This window comes from Streptomyces sp. NPDC048643 (assembly GCF_040650615.1).
Classification (GTDB): Bacteria; Actinomycetota; Actinomycetes; order Streptomycetales; family Streptomycetaceae; genus Streptomyces.
Genome location: NZ_JBEZHO010000005.1, coordinates 54,001 through 65,295 on the forward strand (window position 1 = coordinate 54,001; position 11,295 = coordinate 65,295).

Genomic DNA, 11,295 nt, shown 5'->3' on the forward strand with positions numbered 1-11,295 from the left:
CGGGCCGTGCTCCCGGCCCCGGTGGTTGGCCCGGGTCGGGAGGTGTCACGCGGAGGGGGCGGGCACCTTCGTGGCGGGGTCGCCGTCGACGGCGGCGGCCAGCTGGGGCACCAGCCGGTCGAGCATGTACGGCAGGCTGAGCACCGTCACGAAGGAGACGGAGTTGCCGTAGTCGCTGCTCTCCTTGATGTAGACCTCACGCTGCTGACGCGCCACCTTCAGGTCCCCGTACAGGGCGTCCTTGTGCAGCTTGGCCTCGTCCTTGGCCGGGTCCCCGGCGATCCAGACGATCGCGTCGGTGTCCAGCAGGTCGGTGCGCTCCTTGCTGATGTTGGCACCGAACTCGTCCCCGATGACCTTGTCGAGATCGGTCGGGAGGGTGAAGCCGAGGTCGGTCAGGACGCGCGAACGGGGGTCCTGGCTGCCGAACACGAAGGTGCCCTCGTAGGGCGTGGCCACGACGCCCTGGGACCGGGCGAACGCCGGGTTCTTCGCGGCGGCCGCCTTGAAGTCGGCCTCGACCCCGCTCGCCACCGACGTGGCCTTCGCCTCCTGGCCGAGCGCCTTGCCGATGATCTCGGTCTGCTTCTGCCACGGCACGCCGAAGTCGTTGTACTCCTTCGGCTGGGCCACCACGGGAGCGAACTTCGACAGCGTGGTGTACTGCGCCTTCGTGAGGCCGCCGTAGACCGCGAGGATCAGGTCGGGGTGCAGGGCCGCGATCTTCTCGGTCTGCGGGCCGGTGCCGGTGTCCTTCAGGACGGTCGGGGTCCTGCCGTCCCCGAGCTTGTCGGAGGCCCAGGGGCCGATGGCGCCCTTGTAGCCGCCGAGCCACTCGGTGGTGCCGACGGGCACCTTGCCGAGGGCGAGCACGGAGTCCTGGTCGGTCAGACCGACCGTGACGATCCGCCGGGGCTCGGCCTTGATGGTGGTGCTGCCGTACTTGTGGGCGATGGTGACGGGAAAGGCCTTGTTCGCGGCGGTGGGCTTCTCGGAGCCGGCCCCGGAGCCGTCCGAGGAGCCGCAGGCCGCGACGGTGCCGAGGAGCAGGAGGGCCGAGGCGAGCGCCGCGGCGAGCCGGGTGCCTCTCAGAGAGCCGAGCATCAGTGGTCCTTCAGGGTCGGAGCGGTGATGGTGTGCGGGGGGTGTTCGGGTGTCGCGCGCGTGCCGGACCAGGCCTGCCAGAGCGAGGCGTAGGTGCCGTCCGCCGCGCACAGCTCGTCGTGGTGGCCGCTCTCGACGATCCGGCCGTCCTCCATGACCACGATCCGGTCCGCGGTGGCGGCCTGGGTGAGGCGGTGGGCGACGACGAGGGCCGTACGGCCCTCGACGGCCCGGGCGGCGGCCTTCTCCAGGAGGCGGGCGCCGGTGCTCCCCGCCTCGGCCGTCGCCTCGTCGAGCACGGCCACCGGGGGATCGGCCAGGACCAGCCGGGCCAGGGCGAGTTGCTGCACCTGGGCGGGGGTGAGGCGGTGGCCGCCCTCGCCCACGATCGTGTCGAGAGCCTCGGGCAGGGCTTCGACCCACTCGAGCGCGTCGACCACGGCCAGCGCGGTGCGCAGTTCCTCGTCGGTGGCCGCCACCCGGGCCAGCCGCAGGTCCTCGGCGAGCGGCCCGGCGAAGACGTGCGTCTCCTGGGTGACCAGCGCGACCGGCAGCCCGTCGGCGGGAAGGCCGGAACCGGCCAGCCGGACCGAACCGGCGGTCGGCCGGTGCACGCCCGCGATGAGCTTGGCGAGCGTGGTCTTGCCCGCGCCGCTCGGGCCGACCAGGGCGACCCGTTCCCCGGTGCGCAGCGTCAGGTTCACGTCCCGCAGGACGGGCCTTCCGGGCTCGTAGGCGTGGTGGAGGCCGGTCACGGTGACCGTGCCGGGTTCGTCGTCGGCGGGTCCGGGCTGCCCGGGAACGGCGGCCGCGTCTTCGGCGTCGACGGGCGCCGGGTCCGCCACCCCGACCAGCCGGTTCAGCGCGGCCGTCGCGGTCTGGGCGTCGTCGAGGAGCACCAGGGCGGAGTTCACCGGCGTGAACAGGCTGTGGAAGTAGAGCGCGGCGGCGGTCGCCGTACCGATGGACACGGATCCGGCGCGGACCAAGAGGAACCCGGTCACGAGGACGGCGGCGAGTCCCGAGTACTCCGCGATGTGCAGCCGGTTGTAGAACCTCAGGACCAGCTTGACCCCGCGCATCGTCAACTCGACTGCCGCGGAGGAGCGTTCGGTCACGTGCCCGGTGTGCTCCTCCTCCAGCCGGTACGCCCGCACGGTGCCGGCCCCGGAGATGGTGTCGAGCAACTGCTGCTGCTGGACGCCGATCGCGATGCGCTCGCGGGCGTACAACGGCACGGCGTTGCGCAGGTACCAGCGCGCGGTGTGCGCCTGGACGGGAACGGCGACGAGCGCGGCCAGCAGGAAGCGCCAGTCGAGTGCGGCCATCGCCGCCAGCGTGAGCACGATGGCCAGCACCGAGCGGGCCAGTTCCGGCAGGGCGGAGCGGACGGCCTCGCCCACCCGGGCCACGTCCCGCGTGACGCGGGCGGTGAGGTCTCCCGTGCCGGCCTTCTCGACCTGCTCCAGGGGCAGGCGCAGGGCCCGGTCCACGAACAGTTCGCGCAGCCGGGCGAGCACGCTCTCGCCGAGCTGCGACACCAGGGACAGCCCGAGCGCGGTGGTGCCGCCCTGGACGAGGGCGACCACGACCAGCAGGACGACCGGGAGGGTGAGATCCCCGGACGGCCGCCGGTCGGCCACGACGTCCACCATGTGTCCGAGCAGCGGCTGGACGAGCAGTCCCACCGCGGTGGCCGCGACCATCGTCACGAAGGACCCGAGTGCCAACCGGCCGTACGGGCGCGTGAGTTCACGCACGGCGGCGCGTGTCCTGGCCGGGGTCGCGGTGGGAAGGAGCTCTCGGGCGGTCATCGCTTCCTCGTTCCGGTCCGCCGGGGTGCCGCTCATGCCAGCACCGCCGAGCGGTAGATCTCGTGACGCCGCACCAGCTCGGCGTGCGGGGCCGTGTCCGTGACCCGGCCGTCGTGGAGAAGCGCCACCCGGTCGGTGACCGCGAGGAGGGCGGGGCTCGTCGTCACGAGCACGGTGGTGCGGCCCTTGCGCAGGTCGCGGATGCCGGAGGCGATACGGGCCTCGGTCACCGTGTCGACCGCCGTGGTCGGTTCGTGGACCACGAGGACCGGCCGGTCCGCCGCCAACGCGCGCGCGAGGGCGACCCGTTGGCGCTGGCCGCCCGACAGGGAGCGGCCCTGTTCGCTGACCGCGGTGTGCTCGCCGTCCGGCAGGGTCTCGGACACCTGGGTCACCCCGGCGGCGCTCATCGCCGGTTCGGGCGTCGCCGCCTCCGAGGCGGCGGCGGTCACGTTGCCGCGGACGGTGCCCTGGAAGAGGTCCGCGTCGTGCTCCGCGACGAGGACGGCCGTACGGATCCCGGCCGGGTCCAGGTCGCGCAGGGACACCCCGTCCAGTTCGACCGATCCGGCGTCGGGGTCGACCTGGCGGCTCAGGCAGCGCAGCAGATCGGCGGCGTGGGCCGGGTCGGTCGCGACCACGCCGAGGAGTTCTCCGGGGACGATGTCCAGGTCGACGCCCTGGAGACCGCCGTGCCGGAGCCCGGTCAGCCGTACGGCGCCGCGTACCGGGTTCGGCAGCGTACCCCGGCCGGCGGTGACGGTGGGCGCGGTGGCCAGCACCTCCGCGATCCGGGTGGCCGAGGCACGGCCCTGGGCGAGTTCGGCGTTGACCCAGGCGAGGACTTCCAGGGGGCCGATGAGGAAGAGGGCGAGGCCGACCGCCGAGACCAACTGGCCGAGGCTGATGCTGCCTTCGGCTGCCAGCCGTCCGCCGACCAGGGCGACGGCGGCGATCAGGCAGCCGGTCAGCGCGAGGACCATGCCGCTCTGGAAGGCCTGCGCCCGGGCGGCACGCAGGGTGGCCCGCAGGGAGTCGCGGCTGGTGGCGCGGTAGCGCTCGATGGCCGCCGGCTCGCCGCCGATGCCCTTGAGGACGCGCAGCCCGGTCACCAGGTCGGCGGCGATGGCCGAGGCGTGCGCGGCCTGTTCCTGCTCGGCCTCGCTACGGGTCTCCAACGGCTTGCTCAGCAGGTGCCCGAGCCCCAGCAGGACCGGCGTGCCCACCAGGACGACGAGGCCGAGGGTGACCGAGGTGCGCAGCAGCACGATCGCGCAGGTCGCGATGCCCACCAGTGCGGCGATCCCCAGCGTGAGGGCCATGTTGACGGCGCCGACCCGCTTGGCGTCCTCGGTCGCGATGTTGGCCAGCGCGCCGGGCAGCCGTCCCTTCTCGGCACCCCCGCCGGGGTGCAGGACCCGGCGAACGAGATTGACGCGCAGGGAGTGTTCGGCACGGACGGCGGCCAGTTCGCCCGACCACGCGCCGATCCGGAAGCTCAGGGCCAGTCCCGCGTAGACCGCGGCCAGGACCCCGAGCCACAGGACGAGGGCGCCCGTGTCGGACCTGGTGACGGCGCGGTCGATGACGACGCCGATGAGAGCGGGGACCAGGGCCTCGCCGATCTGGTGCCCGGAACCGAAGAGGGCGCTGAGCGCCACCCGTCCGCGCTGTCCCGTGACCGAGTCCCTCAGGACGCTGCGCCCCGTTGGATATGCAGCACTCATCCATACCCCTCCGGGAAAGGACGTCGAAACTTAGGTGAGGCTACCTTAAGTTTGGACTCGGGGTCCGGTGTGAGGGCGAAAGGGTCCGTCCCCGCGCCGGGAGGGTCGGCACACAGGGTGATGCCGTCCCTCCCGAGTCCAACTGCCCTCTTTTATAGGGCGGTTCGGGTGGGGAAGTCGGTCCGCGCCACCGCGTCGCCCGCGCGGTGGGCGAGCAGCGAGTCGAGGATCTCGCCCGAACGCACGGCCGTGGTGGACAGCAGGGTGGAGGTCAGGCCGTGCGTGTGCTCGGTCGCGCCCTGCACGTAGATGCCGGCCGTCACCTCGGACGTGAACTCGACCCGGTGGTCCCGGCCGACGAGGACGGCGTCCTTGTCGTCGCGCAGGCAGAGCTTCGAGGCCCGGCCCAGCAGCGCGTCCAGATCCCGGGGCCGGTAGCCGGTGGCGTGCACGAGCAGGTCCGAAGAGATGATCTCCCTTTCCCCGGTGGGGAGATACTCCACCGTCACGTCCAGCCGGTCCTCCCTGGCCCGTACGTCGCGGATGCGGGAGACGTTGCGCAGGCGCAGCCGTTCCCGGCCGAGGACCTTCTCGCGGTACATGGTGGCGTACAGCGACTCGATGAGGTCCATGTCGACCACCGAGTAGTTGGTGCTCCGGTGGTAGTCGACCAGTGACTGCTTCACCTCGGGGGCGGACCGGAAGTAGACGTCCACCGCCTCCGGGTCGAAGATCCGGTTGGCGAACGGGCTGTCGTCGGCCGGGGTGTAGCCGTACTTGGCGAAGACCGCGCAGATCTCGGTGTCCGGGAAGGACCGGTGCAGGTAGTCGACCGCCTCGGCGCCGCTCTGTCCCGCGCCCAGCACCAGGATGCGGTCCACCGGGGCACCCGAGCTGGTCAGCTCGGCCACGCGCGGCACCAGTTCGCTGTTGTGCCAGACGCGGTCCGACAGCGCGGTACCCGGGGGCAGATGAGGTTCAAGGCCGACGGCCACCGAGATGTTGCGGGCCCGCCGTGTCACCGTGTGCTCCGGTGCTCCGGGCACCCGGCTCGTCACGTCGAACCAGCGGACCTCGCCGTCGTCCGACGTCACCGGCTCCACCGAGAGCACCTCGCAGTCGTAGCCGACGAGGTGCGCGAGCCGGGCGGCGGCCCACTCGAAGTACTCGTGGAACTCGATCCGCAACGGGAAGAGCGTCTTCGCGTTGAGGAAGTCCACCAGCCTGCCGCGTTCCCGCAGGAAGCACAGGAAGGTGAAGTCGCTTGTCGGGTTCCGCATCGTGACGAGGTCCTTGAGGAAGGACACCTGCATCGTCGCGTCGTCGATCAGCATGCCGCGGTGCCAGCCGAAGGATGGCTGACGCTCCAGGAACTCCGCGCGGATCCGGTCCTCGGGTGATGCCCCGGCGTTGTGCTCCTCAATGGCGATGGCCAGTGCGAGATTTGACGGTCCGAAACCGATCCCGATCACGTCATGTATGGCGTCAGGTTCGTCGTGCAGTGCGTTCACCGCAACTTCCCTTCCCTTGGGCGCCCCTGATGGTAAATAAGGTTAGCCTTACCTTGCAATGGTGGTCTCCAAGAGAGGATCGACTATGCGGGTCGTCATGTTCGGCTACCAGACCTGGGGGCATCGCACGCTCCAGGCTCTGCTGGAGTCCGACCACGAGGTGGTTCTGGCGGTCACCCACCCCAAGAGTGAGCACGCCTACGAGAAGATCTGGGACGACTCCGTGGCCGACCTCGCCGAGAAGCACGGCATCCCGGTGCTGCTGCGCAACCGGCCCGACGACCCGGAACTCCTCGCCGCCCTGCGGGACGCCGAGCCCGACATCATCGTCGCCAACAACTGGCGCACCGTGCTGCCGCCGGAGGTCTTCGACCTCCCCCCGCACGGCACGCTCAACGTGCACGACTCCCTGCTGCCGGCCTACGCGGGCTTCTCGCCCCTCATCTGGGCGCTGATCAACGGCGAGCGCGAGGTCGGCGTCACCGCGCACCGGATGAACGCCGAACTCGACGCCGGGGACGTGCTGTTGCAGCGGGCGGTCCCGGTCGGACCCGCCGACACCGTGACCGACCTGTTCCACCGCACCGTGGACCTGATCACACCAGTGGTGACCGAGTCCCTCGACCTGATCGCGTCCGGCCGGGCCCACTGGATACCGCAGGACCGCAGCCGCGCCAGCTTCTTCCACAAGCGGTCCCTGGAGGACAGCCGGATCGACTGGACCTGGCCCGCCGAGGACCTCGAACGGCTGGTGCGCGCCCAGTCCGACCCGTACCCCAACGCCTTCACCCACCACCGGGGCGAACGCCTGCGCATCGTCGAGGCGTCGGTGTCGCAGGGCCGCTACGGCGGTACCCCGGGGCGGATCTTCATCCGCGAGGAGGAGGGGATCGTGATCGTTGCCGGCGCGGAGGCCCGCAACGGCCGGCTGCGCGGGCTGCTGGTCCGACGGGTGCGCACCGAGGACGGTGCCGAACACGCGGCCACCGACTACTTCCGGACCATGGGCGGCTACCTCACCGCCCGTCCGTGAGCGGCCTGCTCGGGCTCGCCGAGAAGGCCGCGCCGGAGGAACGCCAGGAACGCCAGGAGGGCCTGGAGGGCCTGGAGGGCCGCACCGTCGTCGTGAAGTACGGCGGCCACGCGATGGCCGACGAGCCGCTGCGGCGGGCCTTCGCGCAGGACGTCCTCACCCTGCGCCGCAGTGGTGTCCGGACCGTCGTGGTGCATGGCGGCGGCCCGCAGATCGGCGCCCACCTGGACCGGCTGGGCCTTAAGTCCGCCTTCCTGAACGGGCTCAGGGTCACCACGCCGGAGACCATGGACGTGGTGCGGATGGTGCTCTCCGGCAAGGTCCAGAAGGAGCTGGTCGGACTGCTCAACGAGGACGGCGCGTACGCCGTGGGGCTCAGCGGCGAGGACGCGCGCACGCTCACCGCCGTCAAGCGGTTCGCCGACGTGGGCGGTGAGCGCGTGGACATCGGCCTCGTCGGCGACGTGACGCAGGTCAACACGGCTGTTCTCGGGCTGCTGTTGGAGCACCGGCACATTCCGGTGGTCTCTTCCGTGGGCCGGGGGGAGGACGGCCAGGTCTACAACGTGAACGCGGACACGGCCGCCGGTGCGGTCGCCGCCGCGCTCGGAGCCGACGCGCTGGTCGTCCTGACCGACGTGCCCGGCCTCTACGCCGACTGGCCGGACAGCGAACGGGTCGTCGACCGCATCACCGCGGGCGAGCTGGAGGGGCTGCTGCCCCGGCTCGGCGGCGGGATGGTGCCCAAGATGGAGGCGTGCCTGAGGTCCGTGCGCGCCGGAGTGGGAGCGGCCCGGGTGCTCGACGGCCGGGTGCCGCACGCCCTGCTCGACGGCCTGTCGGGCGGCCGCGGGATCGGCACGACGATCGTGCCGGACGGGACGCGGTAAGGACGCGCGAGGACCGGTCGCGCGAGGCGCGGTGCCCCGCGCGACCGGACGTCCGCCTTTGCCTCCCCCTCGACGGAGGAGGGGGCGTGGTCAGTCGGCGCCCTGTGCCGCGGACTCCAGGGTGGGGGCTCCGTGGTGCCGTCCCACGGGGATGACCAGCGGGGTGTCGCTGACCGGGTCCGTGGTGATGCGGCAGTTGAGATCGAAGACGTCCTCGACGGTCTTCACCGTGATGACCTCGGCGGGGGAGCCCTCGGCCACGATCCGCCCCGACTTCATGGCCACGACGTGATCGGCGTACCGGCAGGCCTGGTTGAGGTCGTGCAGCACCATCACGATCGTCCGGTGTTCCCGGCGGTTGAGATCGGTGATCAGGTCCAGCACGTCGATCTGGTGGGCCAGGTCCAGATAGGTGGTCGGTTCGTCGAGGAGCAGCACCTCGGTTCCCTGCGCGACCGCCATGGCGATCCAGGCGCGTTGGCGCTGCCCGCCGGACAGTTCGTCGACCGGCCGGTCCGCGAGGTCGGTCATGCCGGTGGCCGCCAGGGCCTGCCCCACGGCCTGCTCGTCCGCCCGCGACCACTGCCGCCACCAGGTCTGGTGGGGCGAACGGCCCCGGTTGACCAGGTCGATGACGGTGAGGCCCTCGGGCGCGACGGGGCTCTGCGGCAGGATGCCGAGCCGCTGGGCGAGTTCCCTGGACGGCATGGAGTGCAGCGCCCGCCCGTCCAGCTCGACGGTTCCCGCGCGCGGTGCCATCAGCCGGGCCAGCGCGCGCAGCAGGGTGGACTTGCCGCACGCGTTGGCGCCGACGATCGCGGTGATCCGGCCCGGCGGCACGACGAGGTCCAGTCCGTCGACGACCGCCCGGCCGTCGTAGGCCAGCCGCAGGCCGGTCGCCCGCAGGTCCGGGCCCGCGCCCGGTGCTCGGTCGGTCGGCGGGGACGTCGCCGACAGGGAATCAGCCGACATGGGATCAACCTCCTGAGCCCGCGCGGTTGGCGCGGACGAGCAGCCAGAGCAGGATCGGCGCGCCGAGGACGCCGGTGACGATGCCGACCGGGAGTTCCGTGCCGGAGATGAGCGTGCGGGCGATGAGGTCGCTGCCGAGGACCACCAGGGCGCCGGTGAGTCCGGAGGCGACGGTGGGCGGCCAGGCGGTGCGGGCCAGGCGCTGCGCGATCTGCGGGGCGGCGAGCGCGACGAAGGCGACGGGACCGGCGGCCGCGGTGGCGAAGGCGATCAGGCCGACGCCGGTGAGCAGGATGGCGAGGCGGACGGACTGGACCCGGGTGCCGAGGCCGGTGGCGACGTCGTCGCCGAGCTGGAGCGTGCGCAGCAGCCGGCCGAGCAGCAGTGAGGCCGGGAGCAGGACCGCCAGGGCGACGGCGAGGGGACGGGTCTCCTCCCAGGTGCGGCCGTTGAGGTTGCCCACCAGCCAGCCGAGGGCGGCCTGTGCCTCGAAGCGCCCGCCCTTGGCCATCAGGTAGTCGGTAGCGCTCGCGCACATCCAGGAGACGCCGATGCCGACCAGGATGATCCGGTATCCGGTGGTGCCGCGCCGCCAGGCCAGCAGGTAGACGAGCAGCGCCGTGGCCAGGGCTCCGACCAGGCCGAGCGACTGGGTGCCGAGTCCGGCGTCCCAGCCGAGCACGAGTCCCGCAACCACGGCGGTGCCCGCTCCCTGGGTGAGGCCGATCATGTCGGGGCTGGCCAGCGGGTTGCGGGTCATCGTCTGGAACAGCGCGCCCGAGATGCCGAACGCGACGCCGGCGAGCAGACCGACGAGGGCCCGTGGCAGCCGCAGGTCCTGGACGACGAGCACGGTGCCGGGATCGCCGGCACCGCCCAGGGCGCGTACGACGTCCGTGAAGGCGATCGGATAGTCGCCGATCGTCAGGCCCCAGCAGAACAGCAGGAAGGTGCCGACGCCCAGGACCACGCACAGGGCGACGAGCCGGGGCCGCACGATCCCCGAGACGGGCGGGACGGCGAGACGGTAGGCGCGGAACGCGGAAGCGAGCTGTGGCGGGGGAGAGGATGCCTTTCCGGAGCGGGAGTCGACGGTCCGTGCGGCGGGCTCGGTCATGTCACACCTCCGCCAGGCGCTGGCGTCGGACCAGGGCGATGAAGAACGGGCCTCCGATGAAGGCGACGATCACCCCGGCCTGGACCTCGGTGGGCCGGGCGACGATCCGTCCGACGATGTCCGCGGTCAGCAGCAGGCACGGGGCCAGGACCGCCGACAGCGGCAGCAGCCAGCGGTGGTCGGGGCCGAGGCCCGCGGAGCGGGCGAGCACCCGGGCGATGTGCGGCACGACGAGTCCGATGAAGACGACGGGGCCGATGACGGCGACGGCAGCGCCGGTGAGGAGGGTGACCGCGGCGACGCCCTGGAGCCGGACGAGACCGAGCCGGCGCCCGAGCGAGGCCGCCACGTCGTCGCCGAGCGCGAGGCTGTTGAGCGCCGGTGCGCAGGCCAGCGCCAGCAGTGTGCCCATCGCGAGGAAGGGCAGGATCCGCCAGACGGTGGCGGCGTCCTGGTCGGCCATGGAGCCCGCGGACCAGAAGCGGTAGCGGTCCAGCGCGTCGGGGTTGGTGAGCGCGATCGCGCTCGTCAGGGAGGACAGCATCGAGGTCACGGCGATTCCGGCGAGCGCCAGTTTCACCGGGGTCGGACCGGACCGGCCCAGCCTGCCGAGGACGTACACCAGCACGCTGGCCGCGAGGGCCCCGGCGAAGGCGAACCAGACGTATCCGTAGAACGACCCGAACCCGAGGACCCCCACGGCCACCACGATGGCGAAAGAGGCGCCGGCGCTCACGCCGAGGACGCCCGGGTCGGCGAGCGGGTTGCGCGTCAGCGCCTGCATCAACCCGCCCGCCAGGCCCAGTGCGGCACCGGCGGCGAGTCCCAGCGTGGTGCGGGGGACGCGGGCGGTCCAGACGATGTTGTCGACCAGTCGGCTGGGCGCGTGGCCGAACAGCGCCCGGACCACCTCGTCCAGCGGGATGCCGGCCGCGCCGACGGCGACCGACAGCAGACAGAGCACGATCAGCACGGTGCTCAGCGACGCCACGAGAAGGACCGGGCGGACGTGCTTGCCCCCGGTCACCTTGCGGTCTCCAACGGCCAACTCCCTTAGGTTAGGCGGGCCTTAATCGTAGTGGGCAAATCGACGATCGCCGAGACCAGGGCCTTTTGGTTAGGTAATC

Annotated in this window: 9 protein-coding genes; 2 read left to right on the forward strand and 7 right to left on the reverse strand. The window is 72.1% G+C overall.

Going from position 1 to position 11,295, the window contains the following annotated elements:
• Positions 1 to 45: 45 nt before the first annotated feature.
• From AB0C62_RS06940 to AB0C62_RS06955, 4 genes are all read right to left on the reverse strand, one after another.
• Positions 46 to 1,104 (reverse strand): ABC transporter substrate-binding protein, encoded by a 1,059-nt coding sequence (locus AB0C62_RS06940; RefSeq protein WP_362970290.1) that lies wholly within the window; start codon positions 1,102 to 1,104, stop codon positions 46 to 48.
• Positions 1,104 to 2,954, reverse strand: coding sequence for an ABC transporter ATP-binding protein (locus tag AB0C62_RS06945; RefSeq protein ID WP_362970292.1), 1,851 nt, complete (start codon positions 2,952 to 2,954; stop codon positions 1,104 to 1,106). Before AB0C62_RS06945 ends, AB0C62_RS06940 begins: the two co-directional genes overlap by 1 nt.
• Positions 2,951 to 4,645 (reverse strand): ABC transporter ATP-binding protein, encoded by a 1,695-nt coding sequence (locus tag AB0C62_RS06950; protein WP_362970294.1) that lies wholly within the window; start codon positions 4,643 to 4,645, stop codon positions 2,951 to 2,953. The genes AB0C62_RS06945 and AB0C62_RS06950 overlap by 4 nt, the downstream gene beginning before the upstream one ends.
• 152 nt (positions 4,646 to 4,797) lie before the next feature.
• Positions 4,798 to 6,156, reverse strand: coding sequence for a SidA/IucD/PvdA family monooxygenase (locus tag AB0C62_RS06955; RefSeq protein WP_362970296.1), 1,359 nt, complete (start codon positions 6,154 to 6,156; stop codon positions 4,798 to 4,800).
• Positions 6,157 to 6,241: 85 nt separating this feature from the next.
• Here AB0C62_RS06955 and AB0C62_RS06960 point away from each other — a divergent pair, with 85 nt between their 5' ends.
• Both AB0C62_RS06960 and argB read left to right on the forward strand, forming a co-directional pair.
• A complete protein-coding gene (locus AB0C62_RS06960) occupies positions 6,242 to 7,189 on the forward strand; it encodes a methionyl-tRNA formyltransferase (protein ID WP_362970298.1) in 948 nt (315 codons plus the stop codon).
• 62 nt (positions 7,190 to 7,251) lie between these two features.
• A complete protein-coding gene (gene argB / locus AB0C62_RS06965) occupies positions 7,252 to 8,079 on the forward strand; it encodes an acetylglutamate kinase (protein ID WP_362970664.1) in 828 nt (275 codons plus the stop codon).
• Between the two features lie 90 nt (positions 8,080 to 8,169).
• On the opposite strand, the gene AB0C62_RS06970 is transcribed toward argB, so the two are convergent.
• From AB0C62_RS06970 to AB0C62_RS06980, 3 genes are read right to left on the reverse strand one after another with little or no spacing between them, the layout of a single operon-like run.
• Positions 8,170 to 9,051 (reverse strand): ABC transporter ATP-binding protein, encoded by an 882-nt coding sequence (locus tag AB0C62_RS06970; RefSeq protein WP_362970300.1) that lies wholly within the window; start codon positions 9,049 to 9,051, stop codon positions 8,170 to 8,172.
• Between the two features lie 4 nt (positions 9,052 to 9,055).
• Entirely contained in the window at positions 9,056 to 10,168 is a 1,113-nt protein-coding gene (locus AB0C62_RS06975; RefSeq protein WP_362970302.1) for an iron chelate uptake ABC transporter family permease subunit, read from the reverse strand.
• A gap of 1 nt (position 10,169) precedes the next feature.
• Complete coding sequence (locus tag AB0C62_RS06980) at positions 10,170 to 11,195, reverse strand: iron chelate uptake ABC transporter family permease subunit (protein WP_362970666.1); 1,026 nt, start codon at positions 11,193 to 11,195, stop codon at positions 10,170 to 10,172.
• Positions 11,196 to 11,295: the final 100 nt, after the last annotated feature.

Excerpts from the sequence above, each read along its gene's own strand:
- AB0C62_RS06960 (WP_362970298.1), top strand. The coding sequence starts at position 6,242 with ATGCGGGTCGTCATGTTCGGCTACCAGACCTGGGGGCATCGCACGCTC.
- AB0C62_RS06970 (WP_362970300.1), bottom strand. The coding sequence starts at position 9,051 with ATGTCGGCTGATTCCCTGTCGGCGACGTCCCCGCCGACCGACCGAGCA.
- AB0C62_RS06950 (WP_362970294.1), bottom strand. The coding sequence starts at position 4,645 with ATGAGTGCTGCATATCCAACGGGGCGCAGCGTCCTGAGGGACTCGGTC.
- AB0C62_RS06975 (WP_362970302.1), bottom strand. The coding sequence starts at position 10,168 with ATGACCGAGCCCGCCGCACGGACCGTCGACTCCCGCTCCGGAAAGGCA.
- AB0C62_RS06940 (WP_362970290.1), bottom strand. The coding sequence starts at position 1,104 with ATGCTCGGCTCTCTGAGAGGCACCCGGCTCGCCGCGGCGCTCGCCTCG.
- AB0C62_RS06945 (WP_362970292.1), bottom strand. The coding sequence starts at position 2,954 with ATGAGCGGCACCCCGGCGGACCGGAACGAGGAAGCGATGACCGCCCGA.